This window comes from Kitasatospora kazusensis (assembly GCF_039529945.1).
GTDB classification, from domain to species: domain Bacteria; phylum Actinomycetota; class Actinomycetes; order Streptomycetales; family Streptomycetaceae; genus Kitasatospora; species Kitasatospora kazusensis.
The window spans coordinates 112,391-139,065 of record NZ_BAAANT010000008.1 but is presented as its reverse complement, the minus strand read 5'-3'; the positions used below and the strand labels follow the sequence as shown (position 1 = coordinate 139,065).

The 26,675-nt window shown below is 71.4% G+C and carries 19 protein-coding genes; 10 read left to right on the top strand and 9 right to left on the bottom strand.

Going from position 1 to position 26,675, the window contains the following annotated elements:
• Positions 1–57: 57 nt before the first annotated feature.
• Positions 58–2,520, top strand: coding sequence for a SulP family inorganic anion transporter (locus ABD330_RS09680; protein ID WP_344462962.1), 2,463 nt, complete (start codon positions 58–60; stop codon positions 2,518–2,520).
• Positions 2,521–2,654: 134 nt separating this feature from the next.
• Here the strand turns inward: ABD330_RS09680 and ABD330_RS09675 are convergent, their stop codons facing one another.
• Entirely contained in the window at positions 2,655–3,209 is a 555-nt protein-coding gene (locus tag ABD330_RS09675; RefSeq protein ID WP_344462960.1) for a hypothetical protein, read from the bottom strand.
• 464 nt (positions 3,210–3,673) lie between these two features.
• On the opposite strand from ABD330_RS09675, the gene acs reads away from it, so the two are divergent.
• Positions 3,674–5,629 (top strand): acetate--CoA ligase, encoded by a 1,956-nt coding sequence (gene acs, locus ABD330_RS09670; protein WP_344462958.1) that lies wholly within the window; start codon positions 3,674–3,676, stop codon positions 5,627–5,629.
• Positions 5,630–5,813: 184 nt separating this feature from the next.
• On the opposite strand, the gene ABD330_RS09665 is transcribed toward acs, so the two are convergent.
• Positions 5,814–6,944, bottom strand: coding sequence for a serine hydrolase domain-containing protein (locus ABD330_RS09665; protein WP_344462956.1), 1,131 nt, complete (start codon positions 6,942–6,944; stop codon positions 5,814–5,816).
• A gap of 516 nt (positions 6,945–7,460) precedes the next feature.
• Between ABD330_RS09665 and ABD330_RS09660 the strand changes: the two genes are divergently transcribed.
• The 6 genes from ABD330_RS09660 to ABD330_RS09635 all read left to right on the top strand — a co-directional run bounded on the left by ABD330_RS09660 (position 7,461) and on the right by ABD330_RS09635 (position 13,409).
• The gene (locus tag ABD330_RS09660; RefSeq protein ID WP_344462954.1) at positions 7,461–7,661 is read left to right on the top strand and encodes a hypothetical protein; all 201 of its coding nucleotides are present in this window, start codon (positions 7,461–7,463) and stop codon (positions 7,659–7,661) included.
• The gene (locus ABD330_RS09655; RefSeq protein WP_344462952.1) at positions 7,658–9,013 is read left to right on the top strand and encodes a sensor histidine kinase; all 1,356 of its coding nucleotides are present in this window, start codon (positions 7,658–7,660) and stop codon (positions 9,011–9,013) included. The genes ABD330_RS09660 and ABD330_RS09655 overlap by 4 nt, the downstream gene beginning before the upstream one ends.
• Before the next feature lie 187 nt (positions 9,014–9,200).
• Positions 9,201–9,845: a response regulator gene (locus ABD330_RS09650; protein ID WP_344462950.1), complete on the top strand. Its 645-nt coding sequence runs from the start codon at positions 9,201–9,203 to the stop codon at positions 9,843–9,845.
• A gap of 289 nt (positions 9,846–10,134) precedes the next feature.
• The gene (nhaA, locus tag ABD330_RS09645; RefSeq protein ID WP_344462948.1) at positions 10,135–11,451 is read left to right on the top strand and encodes a Na+/H+ antiporter NhaA; all 1,317 of its coding nucleotides are present in this window, start codon (positions 10,135–10,137) and stop codon (positions 11,449–11,451) included.
• A 103-nt stretch (positions 11,452–11,554) separates the two neighbouring features.
• Entirely contained in the window at positions 11,555–12,031 is a 477-nt protein-coding gene (locus ABD330_RS09640) for a phage holin family protein (RefSeq protein ID WP_344462946.1), read from the top strand.
• A 439-nt stretch (positions 12,032–12,470) separates the two neighbouring features.
• On the top strand, positions 12,471–13,409 hold the full coding sequence (locus tag ABD330_RS09635) for an alpha/beta fold hydrolase (protein ID WP_344462944.1): 939 nt from the start codon (positions 12,471–12,473) through the stop codon (positions 13,407–13,409).
• Between the two features lie 577 nt (positions 13,410–13,986).
• Here ABD330_RS09635 and ABD330_RS09630 read toward each other — a convergent pair.
• The 4 genes from ABD330_RS09630 to nth all read right to left on the bottom strand — a co-directional run bounded on the left by ABD330_RS09630 (position 13,987) and on the right by nth (position 17,921).
• On the bottom strand, positions 13,987–14,688 hold the full coding sequence (locus ABD330_RS09630; protein WP_344462942.1) for a metal-dependent hydrolase: 702 nt from the start codon (positions 14,686–14,688) through the stop codon (positions 13,987–13,989).
• Between the two features lie 268 nt (positions 14,689–14,956).
• Positions 14,957–16,141 (bottom strand): MarP family serine protease, encoded by a 1,185-nt coding sequence (locus ABD330_RS09625; protein WP_344462940.1) that lies wholly within the window; start codon positions 16,139–16,141, stop codon positions 14,957–14,959.
• 130 nt (positions 16,142–16,271) lie between these two features.
• Entirely contained in the window at positions 16,272–17,027 is a 756-nt protein-coding gene (locus ABD330_RS09620; RefSeq protein WP_344463106.1) for an NUDIX hydrolase, read from the bottom strand.
• Positions 17,028–17,087: 60 nt separating this feature from the next.
• On the bottom strand, positions 17,088–17,921 hold the full coding sequence (nth, locus tag ABD330_RS09615; RefSeq protein ID WP_344462938.1) for an endonuclease III: 834 nt from the start codon (positions 17,919–17,921) through the stop codon (positions 17,088–17,090).
• Between the two features lie 235 nt (positions 17,922–18,156).
• Here nth and ABD330_RS09610 point away from each other — a divergent pair, with 235 nt between their 5' ends.
• Together ABD330_RS09610 and ABD330_RS09605 are read left to right on the top strand one after the other, a co-directional pair.
• A complete protein-coding gene (locus tag ABD330_RS09610; RefSeq protein WP_344462936.1) occupies positions 18,157–18,966 on the top strand; it encodes an ABC transporter ATP-binding protein in 810 nt (269 codons plus the stop codon).
• Positions 18,963–21,509, top strand: a complete 2,547-nt coding sequence (locus ABD330_RS09605; RefSeq protein ID WP_344462934.1) for an FtsX-like permease family protein — start codon at positions 18,963–18,965, stop codon at positions 21,507–21,509. Before ABD330_RS09610 ends, ABD330_RS09605 begins: the two co-directional genes overlap by 4 nt.
• A 164-nt stretch (positions 21,510–21,673) precedes the next feature.
• Here ABD330_RS09605 and ABD330_RS09600 read toward each other — a convergent pair whose 3' ends face one another.
• The 3 genes from ABD330_RS09600 to ABD330_RS09590 all read right to left on the bottom strand — a co-directional run bounded on the left by ABD330_RS09600 (position 21,674) and on the right by ABD330_RS09590 (position 26,640).
• Complete coding sequence (locus ABD330_RS09600; RefSeq protein ID WP_344462932.1) at positions 21,674–24,478, bottom strand: PKD domain-containing protein; 2,805 nt, start codon at positions 24,476–24,478, stop codon at positions 21,674–21,676.
• Positions 24,479–24,787: 309 nt separating this feature from the next.
• A complete protein-coding gene (locus tag ABD330_RS09595; RefSeq protein ID WP_344462930.1) occupies positions 24,788–25,732 on the bottom strand; it encodes an ABC transporter permease in 945 nt (314 codons plus the stop codon).
• Positions 25,729–26,640 carry an ABC transporter ATP-binding protein gene (locus ABD330_RS09590; RefSeq protein WP_344462928.1) on the bottom strand — a complete coding sequence of 304 codons (912 nt, stop codon included), beginning with the start codon at positions 26,638–26,640 and terminating at the stop codon, positions 25,729–25,731. Before ABD330_RS09590 ends, ABD330_RS09595 begins: the two co-directional genes overlap by 4 nt.
• Positions 26,641–26,675 lie beyond the last annotated feature (35 nt).

Sequence of the window (26,675 nt, the reverse complement as noted above, 5' to 3'; positions counted from 1 at the left end):
CTCCACGTACCACCCCCGGACCTGACTGCGTTCGTTCCCCCGGAAAGACGGGAAGACATGACCCTCGACATCTCCGGCGCGCCCATCGCCTCCGACACCACCGACCACGCCCCGCCGGGCGTCCCGGCGAGCGTCCCGGCGGGCGGCCCGTCACCCGCCGGTTCGCGCCGGACGATCCTGGTGCGCGATCTGCCCGCCTCCGTCGCGGTGTTCCTCATCGCCGTACCCTTCGCGCTCGGTATCGCCCTCGCCACCGGAGCTCCGCTGACCGCCGGATTGGTGGCCGCGGCGGTCGGCGGCCTGGTGGCCGGCAGCCTGGGCGGCACTCCGCTCCAGGTCAGCGGCCCGTCCGCCGCACTGACGGTGATCACCGCAGGGCTGATCGCCCAGTACGGCTGGCAGGCCACCTGCGCCGTCACCGCTGCGGCCGGGGTGCTCCAACTGCTTCTGGGCTCGCTGCGGGTAGCCCGTACGGCGCTGGCCGTATCGCCCGCGATCGTCCACGGGATGCTGGCCGGCGTGGGCCTGACCATCGCGATCGCCCAACTGCACGTCGTGCTCGGCGGCTCGCCGCAGAGTTCCGCGCTCGCCAATCTGATCGCCCTTCCGCACCAGCTCTCCGGGCCGCACCCGCCTGCACTCGCCGTAGGGGCACTCGCCATCGCGGTGCTCTGCGGCTGGCCCCGGCTGGGCCGGCTGCCGGGCGCCGCCGGGCGGGTCGGCGACAGGCTGGCCCGGATCCCCGCCGGCCTGGTGGCCGTCGCGGCCGGCACCACGCTCTCACTGGGGCTGGGCCTCACCCTCGCCCGGGTCGAGCTGCCCACCTGGGGCGAGCACAGCCTCGCCACGGTGCCGACCCTCGAACTCCTCGGCCGGTCCTGGCCCGCGCTGCTGGCCGCCGTGCTGACGGTGACCGCCGTCGCCAGCGTGGAGTCGCTCCTCTCCGCCGTCGCGGTGGACCGGATGACCCATCGCCCCGGCGACCTGAACCGTGAGCTCCGAGCCCAGGGGGCGGCCAACGTCGTCACCGGCCTGCTCGGCGGGCTGCCGGTGGCCGGCGGCGCCGTACGCAGCTCCGCCAACGTCCGGGCCGGAGCGGCCAGCCGCTGGTCCGCCGTACTGCACGGCCTCTGGGTCCTGCTCGCCGCGCTGGCGCTGGCCGGAGGGCTGCGCCACATCCCGCTGGCCGCGCTGGCCGCGCTGGTCCTGATGGTCGGCATCCAGATGGTCAGCTTCGCGCACATCCGGCGGGTCCACCGGCACCGGGAGTTCCCGGTCTACCTCGCCACGGTGCTCGGCGTCGTCCTGCTGGGCGTCCCGCCCGGGGTGCTTCTCGGCGGATCGGTGGCGGTCCTGCTGGCCCTCTACCGGCTGACCCGCGCACATGTCGACGTACTGGCCGAGCCCGACGGCTCCTACACGGTCCGTACGCACGGCCCGTTGACCTTCACCGCCGTACCCCGGCTGAGCCGCGCCCTGGCGGCGATTCCCGCCGGCGCCAGGGTGACGGTCTGTCATGACGGGTCGTTCCTCGACCACGCTGCGTTCGAACAGGTCCACGTGTGGCGGACAGGGCATCAGGCCGGTGGCGGACGGGTGTCGATGCTGACCGAGCGCCATGACGACGAGGTACTGGACCCGGACGGCACCGTACGGTCGGGCAGTTCCCCGGGCCCGCACCGCTGCCGGGCCTGGACTCCCTGGGTGGGGCACCACTGCATCGAGCAGGATCTGGACGATCCGCACGGCCGCCTGCTCGACGGCGTCCGGGGCTTCCAGCAACACACCGCACCGCTCGTCCGCCAGGAGCTGGCGCGGCTGTCGCGCGAGGGGCAGACGCCCTCACAGCTGTTTCTGACCTGCGCGGACTCCCGCCTGGTCACCAGCATGATCACCAACAGCGGGCCGGGCGACCTCTTCACGGTCCGGAACGTCGGCAATCTGGCGCCGGTCCCCTTCGAGCCCGGCGCCGCCGACGACTCGGTGGCCGCAGCAGTGCAGTACGCCGTCGAGGTGCTGCAGGTACGCAGCATCACCGTGTGCGGGCACTCCGGTTGCGGCGCGATGAAGGCCCTGCTGGACGGCGTGCACGAGCTGCCCGGTCCGCCGACGCCGCTCGCCCGCTGGCTGCGCAACGGCCGGGGTTCCCTGTCCCGGCTGAAGCGGGCCCCCGCCGAGTTCACCGGCCGGCCGGTGGTCGACCTGGTCGAGCAGCTCTGCATCACCAACGTGGTCCAGCAACTGGACCAGCTGCTGGCGAACCCGGCGGTCGAGCAACGAGTGGACGCGGGAACGCTCCGGCTGGTGGGCATGTACTTCGACTTCGCCACCGCCCAGGCGTACGTGTTGGACCGTGAGAACAACCGGTTCATCTCCGTTTCGGAGGACTGGCCGGACCACCGGCTGGACGACCGCCCGGGGGACCGGCCGAACGACCCGCTCGACGGCTGGCCGCTGGAGGGGTCGCAGGCCCGACCGGCGAACCGGCGGCACGAGTCGGAGCAACCAGCGGTCGCCTGAGCGGCGGCACGCCCCCGGCGGATCGTCACCGGCTCTCGGGGGTGCCCCGCCCGGCGCGGAGCACCCCCGTTTCGACCCCGGAACGACCCCGGAACGGCCCCGGAACGGCCCGGGAACGGCCCGGGTACGACCTCTCAGGACCGGAGAAGCCGGGCGAGGTCAGCCGGGGTGACGTACCCCGGCCACCTGCCGTCAGCGAAGAGTCGCACGCCGGCGTCCCGGTAGCACTGGTCGACGAGCTGGGAACAGATCATGTGCCGGGTGTCCGCCACGAATCCCTTGAGCAGCGGACTGACGGGTAGATGGAAGCGGTGCGTGGCAAGCGCCAAGTAGTCGGCCGCGCTGTACGGGACGCCGAGGTAGCCACGGGCGGCGGCCACGACGGCCCGACGTTGCTCGTCGTCCAGGACGATGTGCCCGGTGGACCAGAGGATCGGCCGGCCCTCGTAGTCGGCAAGAGGTGTCAGCACGGCACCGCCGGGCTGGGCCTCGACCAACTCGCCGTCACCGACGTAGACGAAGGCGTGCTCGTAGTCGGCGAAACCGTCGCCGTTCAGCCACTGTCCGATCCTGATCAGGCGGCCGACGCTGCCGCCCATGCGGACCACGGCGAAGTCGCCGGGCTGGGGAGGGGGGAGAGGGGTGGTCGAGGGAGAGGAGGCCGCAGGTGTCGCGGGAGTTCCAGGCATGGCTGATCCCCCATGCAGGAGCGGTGCACCGACAGGTGGGCCGATGAGGACGCCAGCGGCCCGTACTTTCAGTGGAGTACCGACCGGACGGATCGTCAAGGCTCCCGGCAGCGCGCACCTGCACGAACGCTCCCTCCTGCACACCGCGCGACGGCCCCGGCCCGGGGCCCGAGTACACCGGGCCGGCGGCGGGTAGATCCCATTCCTTACGACTCCGTGTTCTCGCGGCGGTCGCCCCACGAACGCGAACGGTCACCTCCGAGCCGCTCCGTGTCCGCCCAGCGGCTGCCGGTCGGCCGCACGGCAGGCACGGTTCGGATCCACAGCAATCAAAGGTCTACACCAATTCACCTGAGCCTCTTGTCAACATGGCAGTTGGCCTGGTGAGCTGTTCGCTGGGACACACGGGACAATCCCTACGCACGGGATAATCCGGCATAAGAAGACTTGATGAGGAGTGCGCGTTGAGCAACGAGAGCCTGGCCAACCTGCTCAAGGAGGAGCGGCGTTTCGCGCCGCCCGCGGAGCTCGCCGCCACCGCGAACGTCACCGCGGCAGCGTACGCGCAGGCATCTGAGGACCGCCTGGCGTTCTGGGCCGAGCAGGCCCGCCGACTCAGCTGGGCGGTCGAGCCGACCGAGACGCTCGACTGGTCGAACCCGCCGTTCGCCAAGTGGTTCGCCGACGGCAAGCTCAACGTGGCGTACAACTGCGTCGACCGGCACGTCGAGGCCGGCAACGGCGACCGCGTCGCCATCCACTTCGAGGGTGAGCCCGGCGACAGCCGCTCGATCACGTACGCCCAGCTCAAGGACGAGGTCTCGCAGGCCGCGAACGCCCTCCTGGAGCTCGGCGTGACCAAGGGCGACCGGGTGGCGGTCTACCTCCCGATGATCGCCGAGGCGGTCGTCGCGATCCTCGCCTGCGCCAGGATCGGTGCCACCCACTCCGTGGTCTTCGGCGGCTTCTCGGCCGACGCCGTCGCCTCCCGGATCCAGGACGCCGACGCCAAGGTCGTGATCACGGCCGACGGCGGGTACCGCCGTGGCAAGCCGACCGCACTCAAGCCGGCCATCGACGAGGCGCTCGCCAAGTGTCCCGAGGTCGAGCACGTCCTGGTGATCCGCCGCACCGGCCAGGAGGTCTCCTGGACCGAGGGCCGGGACGTCTGGTGGCACGAGATCACCACGCGTCAGTCCACCGAGCACACCCCCGAGGCCCACGACGCCGAGCACCCGCTCTTCATCCTCTACACCTCCGGCACCACGGGTAAGCCCAAGGGCATCCTGCACACCTCGGGCGGCTACCTCACCCAGGCCAGCTACACCCATCACGCGGTCTTCGACCTGAAGCCGGAAACCGACGTCTACTGGTGCACCGCCGACATCGGCTGGGTGACGGGCCACTCGTACATCGTGTACGGCCCGCTGTCCAACGGCGCGACCCAGGTGATCTACGAGGGCACCCCGGACACCCCGCACCAGGGCCGGTTCTGGGAGATCGTCCAGAAGTACGGCGTCACCATCCTGTACACCGCGCCCACCGCGATCCGCACGTTCATGAAGTGGGGCGACGACATCCCGGCCAAGTTCGACCTGTCGAGCCTGCGTGTCCTGGGCAGCGTCGGCGAGCCGATCAACCCCGAGGCGTGGATCTGGTACCGCGAGCACATCGGCGCCGGCAAGGCCCCGATCGTGGACACCTGGTGGCAGACCGAGACCGGCGCGATGATGATCAGCCCGTTGCCGGGCGTCACCGAGACCAAGCCGGGTTCCGCTCAGCGCGCCCTCCCGGGCATCGCAGCCACCGTGGTCGACGACGAGGCCAACGAGGTGCCGAACGGCTCCGGCGGCTACCTGGTGCTCACCGAGCCGTGGCCGTCCATGCTGCGGACCATCTGGGGCGACGACCAGCGGTACATCGACACCTACTGGTCGCGCTTCCCGGGCCGCTACTTCGCAGGCGACGGCGCCAAGAAGGACGAGGACGGCGACATCTGGCTGCTCGGCCGGGTCGACGACGTGATGCTGGTCTCCGGGCACAACATCTCGACCACCGAGGTCGAGTCGGCGCTGGTCGGTCACCCGGCCGTTGCCGAGGCCGCCGTGGTCGGTGCCACCGACGCCACCACCGGGCAGGCGATCGTCGCCTTCGTGATTCTCCGCGGCACCGCGACGGACAGCGAGGAACTGATCGCCGACCTCCGCAACCACGTCGGCAAGACGCTCGGCCCGATCGCGAAGCCGAAGCAGATCAAGGTGGTCAGCGAGCTGCCGAAGACCCGCTCGGGCAAGATCATGCGCCGTCTGCTCCGCGACATCGCGGAGGGCCGCGAGGTCGGCGACACCAGCACGCTGGCCGACTCCTCGGTGATGAACCTGATCCAGGCCCAGCTGCCGTCCGCGCGCGGCGAGAACTGACCGGTCCCCGCACCGAAGCCGTCCCGCCCCCATGCCGATGTGCTGCACGGGGGCGGGACGGCGTGCCCCGGTAATCACGCCGAAGCGGAGGCACCGCAGGCCATCAGCCGATCGGACCATCGGACGGTGGACGGTGCGCGGGGTCTGAGGAGCTTCGGGAAGTCCGCCGAGAGCTGGGGAAGAGTCAGCCCGAGAGGCGCCGCAGCATCTCGTAGGCCGTCTGGGTGAAGCGTCTGCGCAGGCCGGGCAAAGTGCTCGCCATCGCCACCAGGCCGACCTGAGCCGACGGATTGAACCCGGCGAAAGCCGAGAAGCTGCGGGTCGATCCCGACTGGAAGACCAGGTCGCCTTCCGCCGAAAGGCGCTGGTTCCAGATCAGACAGATCCTGGCGCCGGTCCGCCGGTGTTCCACCCGTGGCTTGCCGACGTCCCGTAGCGCGGCGCGCAGTGTGACGGCCGCGCCGGTCCGCTCGGGAATGGGTACGGCGTCAACGGCCAGGTGAGCCTGGAGGAAGCGGAGCATGTCATCCGCTGTCGAGCGGAGAGCAGCTGCTCCCGGCAGCGCGGGGAGACGGAACGACGGGACCCGGCGTCCGCGCCGGTAGCCGGTGACGGATTCCCGGCCGGGCCCGCAGGACGTGTCCACCAGTCCGAGCGGGTCGCAGACCCGGCTGGCAAGGAGTTCCTCGTACCGCAGACCGGCCGCGTTCTCCAGGACCAGTCCGAGCAAGCCGCAACCCAGACTCGAATAGCGCACCTGTGCGCCCGGCATCCCTCGGACCGGGGTCCGAGGCAGGGCCCGCAGCAGATGGGCGGCGCTGAAGGTCGCGTACGGGTTCGTGAACCACCGCGGAACCGACGTCGGGACCAGACCGACCGGCAACCGGGGAAGGCCCGAGGTGTGGGTCGCCAAGTGCAGCAAGGTGATCGGCCGGTCGTGCGGGTACCCGGGGACGGCGCCGGCCGGCAGGTAGCGGTCGATCGGATCGTCGTAACGGACCTCGCCGCGGGCCACCATCTCGGCCAGCAGCAGGGCGGTGAAGGTCTTGGTGACGGATCCGAGTTCGAACCGGGTGTCCGCACGGACCGGACGCTTGCCCGAGCGGTCCAGGTAGCCGCGGCAGGCCACCGTCCGCTCGGCGCCCCTGATCACCGCTACGGCCACTCCGCTGGTAGGCGAAGCATTGCTGAACAGCGGCCGCAGCAGCCGCGCCAGCTCCGGGGAGATCGTCGGGAAGGGTTCGGGTAACGAAGGAGGGGTGCTCTGGGCACCCACGCCTCCCGGGTTTATACGGGTTGGTTGCTGACTTGGCATGAGATGCCTCCGCATCGGGAACGCGCCGCCGGGAGAAGGCGACGTGTGCCACCGACGATAAGTCGGGCGGACCTCACCCGCATCCGACCGAACCCGTCCGGGGCAGCGCACGCCCCGCGCACAACGGACACCGGCCGAACCACCCGGTCGTGGCCTCCGCCCGCCCCTGTAAGCACACGGCTCGCTCCCGGCTTGTCCTGCCCGACCGTTGCTTCCGCTTTGCCGCGCCGCGCATTGCACTGCCCGCATTGGGCTCGTGCTGGCCTCACCCTCGAAGACGGGTGCCAGCGCCCTCGTCCGGTACCGCCCTCCGGCGGCAGGGTTGGGGCATGACGAATACGACACCGGGCACACCTCGCCCCACCGCCGACGGCGTCTGGCCGGCCCAGGGATTCCCCTCTCCCAGCCCCGCCCTTCCCACCATCGAGGCCCGCAACCTCAGCCGGCCAGATCCTGGGGTTCCAGTTCGTCCTACCGGGTGTACTAGAGGTGATCCCAGGGAGCGTCACCGAGCACGTGACGCAGGCCCTTCCTGCCAATGCCTCGGTGATGATGGGCAGCGGACAGAACGCCGACCACCTCTACTCCCCGACGACAGGCTTCCTGATCCTGTTCACCATCCTGTTCACCTACGCCGTCGTGCTCTTCGCCGCCGCCCGTTGGTCACTCAAGCACCGGGATGTGCGACAGGACCATGCGGGAGACTGGGCCTCATGACCATCGGGCAGGTGTTGCGGGAACCACTCACGGCGCGGGCCTGGCGTGAGCTGCTGTACTCGTTCTTGAGCTTGCCGCTGGCTGTGCTCGGGCTGGCCTCGGTGGTGCTGACGATGGTGCTCGGGCTGCTTTCGGCGGGCTTGTTGATCATGCCGTTGCTCGCGCTCACCCTCGGGCTGGACCGGGCCTTCGGAGGTCTGCATCGCCGACTGTCCCGCACGCTGCTGGGTTTGGACATCACAACACCGGCCCGTCCCCCGCGTTCGCCCGGCCTCTCCGGCTTCATGGGTTACCACCTGGGTGATTCGGCGGCTTGGCGCACTGTCGGTTACCTGGCGCTCCGCGCTCCGCTCGGTCTGCTGGAGTTCGTCTTCGGGTTCGCCTGGTGGGGGTACAGCGTGCTGTTCGCGTTCTACCCGGTTCTGTGGAAGCTGGGGCCTTCGCACGAGGTGGACACCCACGGTGTCCAGCACACCTTCGGGCTCCAACTCAACGGCTACTACCTCGACACGTGGCCCAGGGCCCTGGCGCTGAGCGGGGTGGGAGTGCTCCTGCTACTGGCCGCGCCGTGGGTGGCTCGGGTACCGATCGCACTCGATCGCGTCCTACTTCCCTGGCTGCTCGGACCATCACGGACATCCCTGCGACTGACTCAGCTCGTCGAGACCCGAGAGCATGTGATCAACGAAGCGGCCGCGACACTGCGCCGGATCGAACGGGACCTGCACGACGGCGCACAGGCTCGTCTGGTCGCTCTCGGAATGCGGCTCGGGCGAGCCGAGAGCCGCCTGGCCAAAGGCGACACCAGCAAAGCTCAAGTGCTGCTCCAGGAGTCCCGACAGGAGACCAAGGAGATCATCCAGGAGTTGCGCGAACTGGTGCGCGGCATCCACCCGCCGGCTCTCGATGCCGGGCTCGCACCCGCGCTCACCACACTGGCCGCCCGCTCGGTCATTCCGGTGACGGTCCACGTCGACCTGGATCAACGACCGCCCGCGGCAGTCGAGACAATGCTCTACTTCGCCGCTGCGGAGCTGCTCGCCAACGCCGGCAAACACAGCGGGGCGAGCCAGATCGCCGTCACGGTCCTCGACTTCGGGTCCGGCCTGAGGCTGATGGTGGCCGACGACGGCGACGGCGGAGCCAGGGTCGATGGTGCCGGCAGCGGCCTGCGCGGGCTGCTGGAACGGGTCCGCGCGGCAGACGGAGCCCTCACCGTTGACAGCCCGCCGGGCGGCCCGACCGCCGTCGTCATCGACCTGCCCGGCAGGGTGGAGCCGCACAAGAGGTGGCTGCACGACGCGTGGCCGCCCGAGCAATCGCCTGAAGACCTGAGAATCCGAAGATCGTAAGACTCAACGGTCGGACCTCGAGAACTGGCAAGCTGATCCTCCGGGCATCCACAGCGCCAGGGGCACTCGGGGCGTTGGAATACAGGGGCATTCGGGCACGGAGGAGCCGATCCACTGTGCAGTGCCGGCCGCATGACACCCAGGCAGACAGCGGATCCACATATGACGATCCAACAGGAGGCACCCGATGCGGGTGGTGGTAGCGGAGGACACGGCGATTCTCAGGGCCGGGCTGGTCCAGCTTCTGGAGGACGAGGGCCACCAGGTGGTGGCGGCGGTACCAGACGCGGAGCAGCTCAAGACCGCCGTGGCAACGCATCTGCCCGACATCGTGGTCTCGGACATCCGGATGCCGCCCACCCATACCGACGAAGGGCTGCGTGCCGTGATCGAGCTGCGAGCCGAGCGGCCGGGGCTCGCGGTACTGATCTTCTCCCAGTACGTGGAGACCCAGTACGCCAGCAGGCTGCTCGCAGGTGGTTCGGCGGGGGTCGGCTACCTGCTCAAGGAGCGTGTGCTCGACACCCGCGACTTCGTGGACGCCCTGGAACGAGTCGCGGCCGGCGGTACCGCTCTGGATCCAGAGGTCGTGACCCAACTGGTCGGCGCGAGTCCGAGCCGCACGACGGTGGCCGAGCTCAGTCGGCGCGAGCGCGAGGTCCTGGGACTCATGGCGGAGGGTCGTTCGAACTCCGCCATCGCCGCGACATTGGTGGTGACGGAGCGAGCGGTCGAGAAGCATGTCGCGAACATCTTCCTCAAACTGGAGCTGCCGGTTTCCTCCAGCGACCACCGTCGAGTCCTCGCAGTACTGCGCCACCTCGGCGCCTGACGAGAGGTTTCCCTGCCTGCACCCCACAGCTATCCCCATCACCGACCGACTGCCCCGCCACTCGCCTCACCACCCGCCCCGCCCTTGCTCCCCATCCTCCGCTGCCGGCAGAGCCAGGTCCGACAGAATCGCATATACAGCATAAAATGCGACAAACCGGATATCGCACCGAAGTGCCCCGTAGACTGTCAAAAACACAACAAGGACTCTGAGGCGCGCCGGGAAGTCTGGTCGGCACTACACCACTGGTGTATCCGCATGCCGTTCCCCGCTCTGGAGGTCCCCCGCTGTGGCCACCCCGCCGCCCACTGAACGCCGCCAGTTCCTCGGACGGCTCTCGCTGCCCGAGCGCACCTACATCTTGGACGCACTCCGCACCGAGACCATTGGCGGCATCCTGCTACTGATCGCAGCTGTGGTGGCACTCATCTGGGCGAACGTCTGGCCGCACGCATACGAGACCGTCCTCAACTGGACGATCGGACCCTCCACGCCCCTGCACCTCGACCTGAGCCTGGAGGCCTGGGCGAACGACGGGCTCCTGACGATCTTCTTCTTCGTGGCCGGGATCGAACTCAAACGCGAGTTCGTGGCAGGTGAGCTCCGCACTCCGAGCGCCGCACTGCTGCCCGTGGTCGCAGCCGTGTCCGGGGTGGCCCTCCCCGCCATCGTGTACGCCGTGGTCAACAGCGGCGCAGGCGGCCATCCGGGCGGCTGGGCCATCCCCACAGCCACCGACATCGCCTTCGCGCTCGGCGTGCTCGCTGTAGTGGGCAGTCACCTGCCCTCCGCACTGCGGGCGTTCCTCCTCACCCTCGCCGTCGTCGACGATCTGATCGCCATCCTGATCATCGCCGTCTTCTACAGCTCGGGCATCAAGCTCTGGGCGCTCGGACTCTCCTTCGCGGGCCTGGTGCTGTTCTGGTTCCTGCACCGGCGCGGCGTGCGGGGCTGGTACCTCTATGTACCGCTGGCGTTCGTGATCTGGGCCCTCATGCACGAGAGCGGTGTACACGCCACGGTGGCCGGTGTGGCGATGGGCCTGCTGCTGCGCTGTCACCGGGTCGGTGACGAGGAGCACTCGCCCGGTGAACACATCGAGCACCTCGTCCGACCAATCTCGGCCGGGTTCGCCGTGCCGGTCTTCGCCCTGTTCGCCGCCGGGGTGACGATCTCGGGGCCCGCACTGGCAGAGGTCTTCACGCAGGCGGCCCCGCTCGGCATCCTGCTCGGCCTGCTCGCCGGGAAGAGCATCGGCATCTTCGGCGGCTCCTGGCTGGCGGCCCGCTTCACCCGGGCCGAACTCAATCCGCAGCTCAAATGGGCCGACCTGTTCGCCGTCTCCACCCTCGCCGGCATCGGATTCACGGTCTCACTGCTGATCAGCGAACTGGCCTTCCCCGACAGCCCGACGCTGGCCGGCCGCGCCAAGGCAGCAGTCCTGGTGGGTTCGCTGCTCTGTGCCGTCGTCGCAACCATGCTCCTCAAGGGCCGCAACCGGCACTACCGGCTGCTCTTCGAGGAAGAGGACCAAGGCGCGGACCTTGGCCCAGCCACCCCCTCCACGCGCCAGGGCCCCGACCTCCATCAGCAGCAGGCCGGGTGACACGCCGCCACCTCGGGGTGCCCCGGAGTGGTGTCCGGCTGTCCGGTAGAGGCATGATTCTGAGCTGTCGACCGACCAGGAACCGCGCGAAGGAGAACCGCTGATGCCCGCAGGAGCCGCAGACCCGTCCAGCAACGGCCGGGCGCCCTACGAGGGCGAGCGTTCGGTGGGGCAGCTGTTCGCCGCGGCGACCGCCGACCTCTCCGCTCTGGTCCACGACGAGATCGCGCTCGCGAAGGCCGAGATCCGACAGGACGTCAAGCGCGGTGTCTCCGGCGGCGTCTCGCTCGCCGTGGCCGGCGTCGTCGCCCTGGCCTCCGTCCCGATGCTGAGCTTCGCTGCCGCGTACGGCCTCCAGGCCCTGGGGCTGACGCTCGGCTGGTCGTTCCTGATCGTGGCAGGTGCCTACCTGCTGCTGGCTGCCCTGCTCGGCTTGCTGGCACTGCGCTCGTTCAAGAAGATCGAGAAGCCGCACCGCACCATCGAGGGCGCCCAGGCGACGGCGGACGTACTGAAGAACGCCCGCCCGCGTCCCGCAACGCAGGAGGAGATCGACCGGGCCTTGGGTCGTCGTCCGTAGCCGGGCCGCGCTCAACGGACCACATCCCCTCAGCACCCCATCAGCCCCTATCGACAGGGCTGGCTCCTTCGCCAACTGCACCTCGACAGGACCGCCGCCGCGCGGCCCCGACGGGCCGCACGGCGGCCCGGACCGCGCCCATCCGGCCCGTCCGCGGGCAGGCCCTACAAGGGGCGTGAACGGGCCAGGCGAGCGCCGGGGGGCGTCTTCCAGGCTCGGGGTGTGGCAGGCTCTCGGTATGCCGTTGGACCAGAAGCCCGTGCCCACCCCGGCCGCACCCCCGCGGCCCGCCGAGACCGCGCTCGCGGCACCGGCCGAACACCCCGAGCAGAACACGCAGACCACGCAGACCACGCAGACCGAAGAATCCAGGCGGAGCGAGCAGCCTGCGAGGAGTGCCCGGACCGGCGTGACCGCACGAGCTGCCGGTGCGGCACGGATGACCGTAGCTCCCGATGGCGCGGAAGGCGCCGACGCGGCCTGGACAGTCCGCTCGGCCGGTCCGTGGACCCACCGCGATCTGGCGGCCAACGGCGCGCGCTTTCACATCGCCGAGATGGGTGAGGGGCCGCTCGTCCTGTTGGTGCACGGCTGGCCCGAGTACTGGTGGGCCTGGCGGCACCAGCTGACCGCGCTCGCCGAGGCGGGCTTCCGGGCCGTCGCACTCGACCTGCGGGGGATGGGCGGCAGCGACCGGACCCCGCGCGGTTACGACCCGGGCAATCTGGCACTGGACATCACCGGTGTGATCCGCTCGCTCGGCGAGCGGCGGGCGCACCTGGTCGGACACGCCACCGGGGGTTCGCTGGCCTGGGTGGCGGCCGTGATGCGCCCCTCGGTGATCCAGAGCCTGACCGTGGTCTCCGCCGCGCACCCCCGCCAGCTGCGCCGTGCACTGCTGACGGACCGTCGCCAGATCGCCGCCTTCGACCACGTCCTGGGCTTCCAGCGTCCGTGGATACCGGAGCGCCGCTTGGTCGCGGACGACGCAGCCGCAGTCGCCGAGTACCTGGCCGAATGGGCCGGGCCGAACCAGCTCGACGCCGAAGCAGTCGCTGCGTACCGGCAGGCCATCCAGATCCCCAGCACCGCGCACTGCTCGATCGAGCCGTACCGCTGGTTGCTGCGCTCGTTGGCCCGTCCGGACGGGCTCCAGTTCGTCCGGCGGATGAAGAAGCCGATCACCGCGCCCACGTTGCACATCCAGGGCGCCGCCGACCCGGTGCTGCTCGCGCACACCGCGTTGGGTGCGGGTGAATACGTCGAGGCACCCTACCGGTGGCGGCTGCTCCCGGGGATCGGGCACTTTCCGCATGAGGAGGCTCCCGATCAGTTCTCCTCCGAGCTGGTCAACTGGGTGGAGGAGCACAAGGGCTGACCCGAGCCCGGCGGCTACAGCGGCAGCCCGGCGGCTACAGCGGCAGCCCGGCGGCAGCGCAGCGACACCGAGTCGCAAGAGCACCCAATTGACACATGTTCATATGACAAACGCATAGACCAATTGGGCCATCCGGGGACGATTGGTCCCCTTCGCCCAGGGGCATCCATCCGGTATGACCTGGATGCCCGACCGCGATGCCGCCCCGCGCCGAAGCCGCCGCAGCAGCACGCGACAACCCGCGCAGCAATTCACCCAGCCGACCGAGCCCGACCAGCAGGCAGACGTGCGCCCCGGTCAGGCGCACGACCGGACGCACGACCGGACGTACGACACCGTGGAGCGCCCACGGCGGGCCGGAACGCATCGGATGGGCCTCCCACGGATCCTCGGGCGCCGCGCTCGCTGGGTTGGTGCCCGGTGGGTGGGCGCACGACTCCGGCGCGAACTCTGAGCCGACAGAGCAAAGCCCGGCCCCCTGTCGATACAGGGGACCGGGCCGAGTGCCGGAACCAGGAGCCAGAAACCGAGCGCAAGGCGCCGAGGCCGAGCACCTGGACCGAGCGCCGCGAGTCGGTCAGTTGACCAGCCCGGCCGGCGCCAGGAAGCTGAACCCCAGCATGGCGAAGGTCACGAAGCTCATGATCGGGACCAGCACATTGGTCTCCACCTTGTTGCCGGTGCGCTTGATCAGGACGATCTCGTAGCGGTTCTTGTGCGGCCAGAGCAGCGGCGCGCCCATCTTGGTAAGGCAGTCGCCCATCAGGTGCGCAAGGGTTCCGAGGGCGACCGCGTACGGCAGCCAGCCGGGGGCGTCCGTCAGGAACTGGTCGAGGACAACGGTGCCCAGCGCGGCGAGACCCATCACCGTGATCCAGGTGTGGTGGCCGTGCCCGGGCACGTGCGCGTTGAGTGCCTTGAGCCCCATCGCCAGCAGGAAGAAGGTCATCCCGAGGGTGAAGCCGCGCCCGAGGTAGGTCACGCCCGCCCAGGTGCCGCCGCCCATCAGCGCGACGAAGAGCAGCGAATGGGTCGCGTGCCGGTGCCCGCCGGAGGCCCAGGCAACGAAGCGGCAGAGCATCTTGGAGACCGGGCCGAGGAAGTTGGCGATGGTGCCGTCGTGGTGGTCCAGGTCCGGCAGCAGGGCCGCGCCCGCGCACAGCAGGGTGCCCATCAGGATGTCGGCCGGTCGCAGATGGGTGCCGAGCAGCAGCGGCGGCAGAAACGGCGCGGAGACCGCGTAGAGCATCGCGCCACTGACCGCGTGCGAGTGACCCATCATGGCGTTCCTGACCTCCCGTCGGACCCGTTCCGGTACTGCTCGGTTGAGCCGAACGGGTGAGCGCGGCCGACGCTATCAGGAGAAACTGACACATCGCCGGATCGCGCGTCCGTGGACGGACCCGGCGCGGCGGCACGGACGCGGCAGGAACGGCCGGCGCGGTCCCGCACGAGGCAGTGCCGGACGGGGCAGTGCCGGAGCGCGCGGGACCGGCGGGGCAGCACCGGACGGGACAACACCAGACGGAGCAGGACCGGACAGAGCGTCAGAGCGCGCAGCCCTCGGTGTCCACCCTGGTGGTCGCCGTGGCGCCCTGGGCGGCGTCGTCCCGCACCTCGGCGGCCGTCAGCACGTAGCCGGTGTCCGAGCTGTCCAGGGACTTCGCGAAGACCACCCCGTACACCTGCCCGTCCGGGCTGAGCAGCGGGCCGCCGCTGTTGCCCTGGCGGACCAGCGAGCGGACGGAGTAGACGTCGCGGACGACCTGGCCACGGTGGTAGATGTCCGGTCCGTTGGCCTGGATGCGGCCGCGGATGCGGGCGGGCTGGACGTTGAAGGCGCCGTTCTCCGGGAAGCCCGCGACGATCGCGCTGTCGTTGGTCCTGGCGTCACCGGCGAAGGCCAGCACCGGGGCGTTCAGCTTCGGGACGTCCAGGATGGCGATGTCGCGCTGCCAGTCGTAGCGGACCACCGTCGCGTCGTAGAGCTGGCCGGTGCCGCCGATCTGGACGGTGGGCTCGTCGACACCCCCGACCACGTGGGCGTTGGTCATCACCCGGTGCGGGGCGAAGACGAAGCCGCTGCCCTCCAGCGTCTTGCCGCAGCTGGTGGCGGTGCCGACCACCTTGACCAGGCTCTGCCGGGCCCGGGCCACCGCCGGGCTGCCGGCCAGCGCCGGGTCCGGTGCCTCGACCTCGGTGATCGGCTCGTGCTCGAAGGGGTTGAAGACCTGCGGGAACCCGTTCCTGGCGAGCACCTTGGTGAAGTCGGAGAACCAGTTGGGCGCGTCGCCGGGCAGTGCGCCCTGGACGGTGCTGAGGACCTTCGAGGTGCGGACCTGCTTCGAGATGGTCGGCAGCGAGGTGCCGGCCAGCGCGGAGCCGATCAGCCAGGCGACCAGCAGCATGGAGATCACGTTGACCACCGAGCCGCCGACCGCGTCGACCGTCCTGGCCCGTCGGCGGCCGATGTGTCCGCGCAGCTTCCAGCCGAAGTGTGTGGTGACGGCCTGGCCGACCGCCGCGAAGACGATCACCACCACGACCGCCACGACGGAGGCCGTGGTCCCCGGGCTGAGGTGGCGCAGCAGCAGCGGCAGCAGTTGGACGGCGATCAGCCCACCGCCCAGAAACCCCAGCACGGAGAGCACGCCCACCACGAAACCCTGCCGGTAACCGGACACGGCAAAGCCCACCGCAGCGGCGATCAGCAGCAGATCCAGGACATTCACCCCGATACCCTCCCACGTGCGCGCCCGGGGAGGGCAGCGGGCCCGTCCGCCACGACCGTCGCACGCGTCACAGCCGTCCGGGTCGGCGGAGCGGGCCTGCAGTTGCGGACCGCGCCGCCGTCGGCATCGTTCACGCCTGCGGACTCGGGGTTCCCCGGTACGAGAGGCCGAGGGCGTCCTCCGAGAGGCTGATGGTGCGGTCGGTGTCCCACGGCCGTTCCAGCCCGCTGAAGTGCAGCATCCGGTCGATCACCCCGGCGGTGAAGCCCCAGACCAGGCGGTCGGCGACCTCGAACGCCGGGCCGACGAAGCCCGAGGGGTGCCGCAGCCGGGCGCGGTTGGCCGGGTCGGTCAGGTCGGCGAGCGGGACCCGGAAGACCGCACCCGTCTCCCCCAGGTCGACCGGCGCGACCGGCGTCTCCCGACGCCACCAGCCCAGCACCGGTGTGACCACGAACCCGCTGACCGGGATGTAGAGCGCGGGGAGGACGGCGAAGACCTGCACCCCCGACGGGTCCAGCCCGGTCTCCTCCTCGGCCTCGCGCAGCGCGGCGACCACCGGCCCACTGCCCTCCGGATCACCGTCCTCCGGGTCCAGCGCCCCGCCGGGGAACGAAGGCTGCCCCGCGTGCGACCGCAGCGAACGCGCCCGCTCGATCAGCAGCAGGTCGGGCCCGTCCGGCCCGTCCCCGAAGAGCATCAGCACGGCCGACGGCCGGCCGCCCTCGGCGGGCGGCAGGTACCGGCTGAGCTGCTCGGGCCGTACGCTCTCCGCCGCCGACCGGACCGGCAGCAGCCACTCCGGCAGGCCGTCCCGCTCGACCGCCCCCGCCGGGGCGGCCCCGTCCGTCACATCCGCCGCATCAGCCACGCCCGCCGTGCCCATCCTGTCCGTCACGCCCGTCATACCTGCCCCGTCCGTCACGTGTTGCTCCCCCACCCTCGTTCAGCCCGCTCGGCCCGCTCGACCCGCGGGCCCGGCGCTCGCCGGCAGGCCCGGGTAGTCGGCCGGCGGCTTGAGCCGCTGGCCGGGCTGCCCGCCCATCTCGTACTTCAGCAGCTGGCGGGCCTTCACCGGGTCCGTTTCGCCTTCTCCGTACGAGGGGCAGAGCGGGGCGATCGGGCAGGCCCCGCAGGCCGGCTTACGGGAGTGGCAGATCCGGCGGCCGTGGAAGACCACGCGGTGCGAGAGCATGGTCCACTCGGACTTGGGGAAGATCTCGGCCACGACCGCCTCGACCTTCTCCGGATCCTCCTCGGCCGTCCAGCCGAACCGGCGGGCCAGCCGCCCGAAGTGGGTGTCCACGGTGATCCCCGGCACCCCGAAGACGTTGCCGAGCACGACGTTCGCCGTCTTGCGGCCGACCCCGGGCAGGGTGACCAGGTCCGCCAGCCGGCCGGGCACCTCGCCGCCGAACTCGTCCCGCAGCGCGATCGACAGCCCGATCAGCGAGCGGGCCTTCGCCCGGAAGAAACCCGTCGGCCGGATGATCTCCTCAAGCTCCTCCGGCACCGCCGCCGCCAAGTCCCCGGGTGTCGGGTACTTCGCGAACAGCGCCGGCGTCGTCTGGTTCACCCGCAGGTCCGTCGTCTGCGCCGACAGCACCGTCGCCACCAGCAACTCGAACGGCGACTCGAAGTCCAACTCCGGATGCGCGTACGGGTACAACTCCGCCAACTCGCGGTTGATCTTCCGTGCCCGCCGCACCATCGCGAGGTGCGACTCCGGCTTCCTCGGCTTCACCGCCGGCTTGGCCTTGGGGACCTTGCTCTCTGCCATGCACGAAGGCTACGCCGACGGAGCGACGCCACGAGGCCGAATCAGCAGGCCACCGGTCCGGTCGGCCGTCCCCGTCCCCTCCCCGGCGGCCGGCGGCAGGAAGGCCGGAGGGCGGCACCGGGGGCTGGTACCCGGGGGTAAACCCCACCTCGGGACGCCTGCGACCACCATGTTCACCGGGTTGCTCCTTTTCTAGCGTGGAACACGTCATCACAGCACCGGAGGAAGGGCCCCCATGGCACTGCGGCAGCAACGCCCCCGCACCGATCGTCAGCAGAGCGCGCACCCGGCGGTCGAGCTGCGCGCGGTCCGGCGCAGTTACGGCCGGGGGGACTCGACGGTCCATGCACTGCGCGGTATCGACCTGGTCCTGCCGCACGGGAGCTTCACCGCGGTGATGGGGCCGTCCGGCTCCGGGAAGAGCACCTTCCTGCAGTGTGCGGCCGGGCTGGACAGACCCACCTCCGGTGAGGTGCTGCTGGGCGGCGCGGAGATCACCCGGCTCAACGAGAACCGGCTGACCCGGCTGCGCCGTAGCCGGATCGGCTTCGTCTTCCAGTCGTTCAACCTGCTGCCCTCGCTCTCCGTGCAGCAGAACGTGCTGTTGCCGCAGCGGCTGGCCGGTGAGCGCCAGGACCGACGGCGGGCCAAGGAGCTGCTGGCCCAGGTCGGCCTGGCCGAGCACGGCCGCCGCCGTCCCGGCCAGCTCTCCGGCGGTCAGCAGCAGCGGGTCGCGATCGCCCGCGCGCTGATCACCAGCCCCGAGGTGGTCTTCGCGGACGAGCCGACCGGCGCACTGGACACCCGCACCGCACACGAGGTGCTCGGGCTGCTGCGCCAGGCGGTGGACTCGATGGGCGCCACCGTCGTCATGGTGACCCACGATCCGGTGGCCGCCTCGCACGCGGACCGAGTGCTCTTCCTGGCCGACGGCGAGCTGGCCGACGAGCTGGTCCGGCCCGACCCGAAGGCCGTCGCCGACCGGATGCTCACCCTGACCGCCGCCGTCGGCGCCCGGTACGGGTACGCGGGGGCAGCCGCATGACGAACGGTCTCGCACGCGCCTCCGTCCGGTTCCGCCCGTCCTCCTTCGTCGGCAGCTTCGTCGCACTGTTCTTCGGCGCCGCGATCATCATGGCCTGCGGCACCCTGATGCAGACCGGCCTGACCGCGCACGTCACACCGGTCCGCTACGCCCACGCACCCGTGATCGTCGCCGCCACGCCGGAGGCCCGGATCACCGTGCACAGCGGCAACGAAACCCGGACGGCAGCGGCGGCGCTGCCCGAGCGGGCCCGGGTGGACGCCGGGCTGGTCGCGAGGATCGCCGCCCAGCCCGGGGTCGCCGTCGCACTGCCCGACTCGGCCTTCCCCGTGCAGTCCGGGCCCGGCAGCACGCTGCCGCCGCTGACCGGCCGCAACTTCAGCGCCCTCACGGTCGCCGGCCCGCAGGGCGCTCCGCTCGCCCAGGGCCGTGCCCCGGGGGACGGAGAGGTCCTCCTCGACACCTCCACCGCGCAGGCCGCCGGGCTGGCCGTGGGCAGCAGCGTCACTCTCACCGCACCCGGTGGGAGAGGCAGTTACCGGATCTCCGGCCTGACGGCCTCGCAGGCCGACCACGCGAGCGCCTGGTTCGCGGACGGCGCAGCCGAGCAGCTCTCCGGCCACCCGGGGCGGGTCGACGCCATCGCCGTGCTGCCGCGCGAGGGCGTCAGCACGAAGACGCTCGCGCAGCAGGTCGGGCAGACCGTCGGCACCGGCGGCGAGGTTCTGACCGGCGATGCGCGCGGCGCGGCCGAGCAGCCCGGGCTGGCCCAGGGCAAACAGGTCCTGCTGGGCCTCGGCGGTTCCTTCGGCGGCATCGCCGCGATGACCGCCGTCTTCGTGGTGATGGGTACCGTCGCCCTGGCCACCGGCCAGCGCGCCCGGGAGTTCGCCCTGCTGCGCGCGATCGGCGCCACACCACGCCAGATCCGCCGGACCATCGCCACCGAGGCGGCGCTCCTCGCCCCGATGGCAGGCGCGGCCGGTGTCCTGCCGGGTCTGGCGCTGGCCCGCTGGTGGTTCGACGCGCTGGTCTCGCGCGGCGCCGTCCCGGCGGGTGTGGCACTGAGCACCGGCGTGGTGCCGATCGCGGTCGCGGTGGGCGCCAGCCTGCTGGCGGCGCTGGCCTCCGGACACCTCGCCTCCCGTCGGCCCGCCAAGCTGCGCCCGAGTCAGGCGCTCGGCGAGGCAGCCGTGGAGCGGGCCCGTCCCGGCACGGTACGCACCGTCATCGGACTGCTCGCAGTGGCCGGCGGAGTGGCGATGGCTGCCATCGCCGCCAACCTGACCGGGGAGAACGCGGCCAACGTCGCACTCGGCGTGGTGATGAGCTTCCTGCTCGCCGTCGCACTGCTCGGTCCGCTGCTGGCCAGGTTCGCCACCGGCCTGCTCGGCACGCCGCTGCGGGCCGGCGGGGGCGCCGCCGGATCGCTGGCCGCCGACAACACCCGTGCCAACGCCCGACGGCTGGCCTCCGCGATCACCCCGATCGTGATGGTCACCGCCTTCTGCGGGACACTGCTCTTCCTGCAGAGCACCATCCGGCACGTCTCGGCCGCGCAGATACGCACCGGCGTGGTCGCCGATCAGGTGATCGGCTCGAAGGGCCCGGGCCTGCCCGTCGACACCGCCGGGCAGATCGCCCGACTGCCGGGCGTGGACGCGAGCATCGGCGTCCTGCACAGCGGCGCCGTCTACCGCTCCGGCGACGTGCTCGCCTCAGCGACCGCGCTCGGCATATCCGGCGACCCGGCCAGGCTCCCCCGGGTGCTCGACCTTGGCGTGAAGGACGGGTCGCTCGCCGCACTCGGCGGATCCGCCGACACCGTGGCGATCGACGCGAGCCTGGCCGACACACTCGGTGTCAAGGTCGGCGACCGTGCCCCGCTGTGGCTCGGCGACGGCACCGAGGTCCGCCCGACGGTGGTCGCCACCTACGAACGCGGCCTGGGTCTGGGGCAGTTGCTGCTGCCACGGGCTGCCCTCACCGGACATGTGACGGGTGGCTTCGACACCGAGGTGCTGGTCGCCGATACCCCCGGAGCCGACCGGGCGGCGGTGGCCGCCGCCGCTGTGACGAGGCTCGGCTCACCCATGGTGACCGTCACCGACTCGGCCGGCTACACCGCCCAGGCCGACCGGGACCTTGAACTCAACTCCTGGGCGAACACCGTGATGGCCGGCGTGCTCGGCGGCTTCGCAGCCGTCGCCGCGGCCAACACCTTGGTGATGACCGCGCTGGACCGCCGCCGGGAGGTCGGCCTGCTGCGGCTCGCGGGGGCGACCCGCCGCCAGGTGCGCGGCATGATGCGCTGGGAAGCCCTGCTGGTGGCCGCGACCGGGCTGCTGGTGGGCGGCGCGATCGCCTGGATCACCCTCGTCCCGGTCGCCCGCGGCCTGACCGGAGCGGCGCCGTACGTCCCGGTCGGCACCGCCCTGCCGCTGGCGGCGGGCACGGTCGCCCTCGCCTTGGCGGCCACCGCGCTGCCCACCCGTGCGCTGCTCCGTACCCGCCCGGTGGAGGCGGGTGCGGGGCGGGCGTAGCGCGGGGCGGGCCGGCGCCGACGGCACGAAGGGCCGCCCCGCGTGGGGCGGCCCTTCGTCCTACCGGTCCACCGGTCTACCGCCGGCCGTCCTGGCGGCCTACCGGCAGCCGTCGTACCCGCCTAGCGGCCAACCGGCAGCCGTCGTACCGGCTTCACCGTCCGCTACGGCTTGACGAAGTAGCCGAACAGGTCGGCGACGACCTGGGTGCTGCCGCTGGAGTTGTAGACGTCGAACTTGCCGTCGATGCCGAGCGGGGTCGTGACGTGGTTCGGCACGGTCCCGCCCGGGGCGAAGTTCAGGTTGCTGGTGCCCGGCTGTGCCTGGCCGTCGGCCCAAGCGGTGAGGTAGCCGGAGGCGGTGGCCCCGGTGGCCGTCAGGTTGACCACCGCAGCGGTGGCTTCCGCCGGGGCGCCGGCGGCCACGGCCAGAACGCCCTTCGGGCCGAGCGGGCTGTCCGGCCGGGTGTCCACCAGCCGGGTGGGGGTGCTGGGGACGAACAGGCTTTCGGCGCCCGGAGAGATGCCGACCGGGCTGTAGTAGCCGAACAGGTCGACCACGGCGTGGGTGTTGCCGCTGCGGTTGTAGAGCTTGATCTTGCCGTCCGCGCCGATCGGGACGATCACCTGGTTGGCGACGGTCTGGTGAGCGGCGAAGTTGAGGTTGCTGGTGCCAGGCCGGGTGGTACCGGAGGGGTAGGCGGTGAAGTAGCCGCCCGAATCCCCGTCGGTGGCCGTCACGTTCAGCACCACCGCGTCCGCGTAGTCCGACACGCCGTGCTGGCCTCGGACCGCGATCGTGGTCTCGCCGCCCGCGCCCAGCGGGCTGCCCGAGCGGGTGTCGAGCAGCCGGACCGGCGGCAGCGTGCCGAACTTGTCGCCGACCTGGGTGACCGAGCTGTAGTAGCCGAGGATGTCGACCACGACGTCGGTGCTGCCGTGGGTGTAGACCGAGACGTCACCGGTGTAGCCGACCGGGACGGTGACCAGGTTCGGCACGGCCTGGTTGGCGGTGAAGTTGACGTTCGAGGTCTTCGGCCGGTCGCCGCCCGCCGGGTAGACCGTCAGGTAGCCGGAGCTGTTGTGGGACACCGCCGTCACGTTCAGGACGACGGCCGTCGGCGTCTGCTCGAACGGCAGGGTGGGCAGGCCGAAGCCCATCCGGCTCAGCAGCGGGACGGTGAGCGAGCCGTCCGGTCCGATGACGGCGGGCGCCTGCCGGGTGTCCAGCACCCGGGTCGGCGTCATGGCGTGGAACGTGGAGGCCGCGTAGGCCACGTGCAGCAGCTGCGAGGTGGTCGCGGTGCGGCCGCCGGCGTCCTGCACGGTCATGGTGACGGTGTAGTCGCCGTCGTGGTGGTAGCTGTGCTGGTTGTCCGTGCCGGGCGTGCTGCCGTCACCGAAGTCGTAGCTGGCCTGGGTGATCGACCACGGCGAGGTGGAGTTGTCGGCGGCGGAGTAGCGCAGTGCGCCGTCCAGGGCGCCCACCTGCAGGACGGGCACGAGCGGCCCGGGCGCACTCGCCACCTCACCGACGGTGGCGGCCTGGGTCGTCTCGCCGTTCTGCTGGACGGCCACGACGCTCACCGTGTACGAGCCGGCGGCGGTGTACGTGTGCTGCACGGACGTCGAGTCGGCGGTCACCGGGTCGGTGCCGTCACCGAAGTCGAACCGGTACCCGACCACCGGCGACCAGCTCCCGGGGTCCTGCACGGTGAAGGTGACCGGGACGCCGGTCGGCACCCGGCCCACCGAAGTGCTCAGGCCGAGCTGCCGCGAGGTGGTGCTGAGCTCGTACGCGCCACGGTCGCGGATCCCCGCGCCGGTACCGGTGTTGGACGTGCTCGGATCGTCGATCGGCTGGAGGCCCAGCAGGTCGGTGGGCAGCTCGCCCGGTGCGCCGGCGTCGGCCGAGTCGATCGCGGGTGAGCCCTCGGCGAGCTTGAGGTCGTCCGACTGGGATCCGCCGGAGTAGTGCGGGTCACCGGTGATCTCGTGGACGGCCTGGCCCGGCGCGGCCTTGGCGAGATCGGCGGCGGTCGCCACGTCCGTCCCCGCCCAGGAGTACGCGGGCTGGGACTTGAGCGGCTCGGTGACGTTGTAGTCGACCGTGGTGCCGCTGGTCGAGGCGGCCGCCACGACCAGCCGCGGTGTGATCCGGTCGCAGATCATGGTCTGCGCCAGGTACGGCGTCGGCGCCAGCACGTTGTTCTCCGCCACGGAGTGCGCGGAGGCGCCGAGCAGGCTGACGGCGGAGCCGCAGTTGGTGCTGACGGTGTTGCCGGTGACCACGGTGCCCGGGGCGTCGGTCGCCTGGATGCCCGCACCGGACCAGTTCTCGATCGCGTTACCGGTCACCACCGCGCCGCTGGTACCCGGCTCCAGCAGGACGGAGTCCACCGCGTTGGTCCGGATCAGGTTGCGGCTGATCGTGGTGGCCGAGGAACTGCCGGTGAGGTGCACCGCCCCGGCGTCCGGCGAACCGCTGGAACCGCCCCAGAGGTAGTTGCCGTCCAGGGTGACCCGGCTGGTGCCGTTCAACTTGACTGCCTCGCCGAGCGTCTGGACGGCGAAGCCGGAGAGGACGACGTCGTGCACCCCGTTGAGGACGAAGCCGCCCAACGGACCCGGGCCGCTGCGGTAGAGGCGGGGCATGATCCCGGACGCGCTCATCGAGCTGCCGCGGAAGGTGATCGGCTTGTCCTGGGTGCCGGAGTGGGTGAGCGTGACCTGCTGGTTGTAGATGCGCGGCGCCACCTGCACGGTCTGTCCGGGCTGGGCCGCGTCGGCGGCCGCCTGGATGGTGCAGAAGGGCTGCTGTTGGGTGCCGGTGCCCGAGTCGGTGCAACCGGAGGAACGACTGCCGTCCACGTAGATGGTGGACGTGTCCGCTACGGCGAACGCCGGGGCCGGAAGGCCGAGCACGACGCTGGCGGCGGTGGCGAGGCCGGCGATGTGACGCAGGCGCACGATGGATCCCCCCTGAGAATGTCTTGAAGTCCTGGTGGGGCAGCTCCGCCCGGTAGGACAGGGGACATCATTGGGCATCACCCCACCGGCTGGCCAGCCCTCAAACCGCAGGTCACGGAGTGCAGATCGGGCGTCACAGAGCGCCCGTGAGGCCGCCGGTCGGCCCGGCGCTCGGCCCGGGCCGGGGCGGCGGCGCCGACGCCCGTCCCCGCTTCATAGGCGAGGTTTCCGACGGCCGGTGCGGTAGCTACGAACACGGTGGCGGGCCGGGCGACACGAGGGCCGCGCGAGGGCCGCGCGAGGCCCGGTTCACAGGTCGCGGCGGTGCACCAGGACCAGGGCCAGGACCACCGAGGCGAGCGACCAGGCCCCGAACACGATCCACGACTCGGTGACCGTGGCGGCGTACTTGCCGAGCGAGGTGTTGGAATGGGGGTTGAAGGTCAGGCGGATCATGGCATCCCTGGGCAGGGCGTTTCCGATCTCCTTCACCCAGCGGTACCGGTCGCCCTGGAAGAGCAGCGGCGCGAGCAGCAGCACGCCGACCAGCGCGACGACGGTGGCCGTGGCCTGGCGGATCAGTGCGCCGAGGCCGAGACCGATGAGCGCGGACACCGGCGCGATCAGCGCGTACGCGACCACCGCCCGCAGGCAGGCCGGGTCGCCGATCGAGAGTCCGACGTGCCGCGAGGACAGCATCGCGTTTGTCAGGAAGAAGGAGCCCGCCGAGGCCGCCGTGCCGGCGACCAGCATCAGGGCGGTCACCACCACGACCTTGGCGGCCACCACCGAGCGGCGGTCCGGGACGGCCGCGAAGGTGGTCCGGATCATTCCGCTGCTGTACTCGCCGAAGATCGTGATGGCGCCGATGCTGCCCGTGGTGATCATGAAGAGGTTGGCCGGGACGAAGCCGAGGCCGTGGAACAGCGCGTCGTAACGGTAGGGCGGCCAGCCGGGCACCGGGGGGTGCGGGCTGTCGATGTACGGGAAGTCGCTGTGCACGGCGTTCGCGTTGATCGCGATGACGGCGAGCACGCTGAGCGTGAGCACCCCGGTGGTCGAGCGCAGCGACCGGAGCTTGATCCACTCGGCGGCGCACAGGTCGACGAAGCGAGGCCGGGGCTCGGCGCTCGCGGCAGCGAGGCGCTGCGGCACCGCGGCCGGGGCGGCCGACGAAGTCGGGGCGGCCGAGACAGTCAGCGGGGTCGGGGCGGTCGGCGACGTCGGGGCGGTCATCGGGGTCGGGGCGGTCATCGGGGTGCTCCTGCGAGGTATTCGACGCTGTCGGCGGTGAGTTCCATGAACGCCTCCTCCAGCGAGGCGCCGCGCACGGCCAACTCCTGGAGCAGGACGCGGTGTTCGAGGGCGAGTTCGCCGACGCGGTCCGGGCCGAGACCGGTGACGAGCAGCGCACCGTCCGCCTCCGCCCGGACCGAGGCGCCTGCGGCGGTCAACACGCCGGCCAGCGCGGCGGCCTCCCTGGTGCGTACGGTCACGCCGAGCCGGGCGCCCCGGGCCGCGAACTCCGACAGGCTCTCCGCGGCGATCAACTCGCCCCGGCCGACCACGATCAGCTGGTCGGCGGTGTGCTCCATCTCGCTCATCATGTGGCTGGAGACGAAGACCGTCCGGCCCTCGGCGGCGAGCCGCCGGAACAGGCCGCGCACCCACAGCACGCCCTCCGGGTCGAGGCCGTTCAACGGCTCGTCGAAGAGCAGGACCGGCGGGTCGCCGAGCAGCGCGGTGGCGATGCCGAGTCGCTGCTTCATGCCGAGCGAGTACCCGCCGATCCGGCGCCGGGCCGCGCCGGTCAGCCCGACCTCGGCCAGCACCTCGTCCACCCGGCGCAGCGGTATGCGGTTGCTGCGGGCCAGCGCGGACAGGTGCGCCACCGCGCTGCGCCCGCCGTGCACGTCCCCGGCGTCGAGCAGTGCGCCGACCTGGCGCAGGCCGCGCGGACGGTCCCGGAACCGGTGGCCGTCGACGGTGGCCGTGCCGCTGGTGGGCTCGTTCAGGCCGAGGATCAGCCGCAGGGTGGTGCTCTTGCCGGCGCCGTTGGGGCCGAGGAACCCGGTGACGCAACCGGGTCGCACGGTGAAGGTCAGGCGGTTCACGGCCGTGGTGCTGCCGTAACGCTTCGTCAGTTCGTTGACTTCGATCACCCGGCCAACGGTGCCGTGCGGGGCGGCCGCCCGGC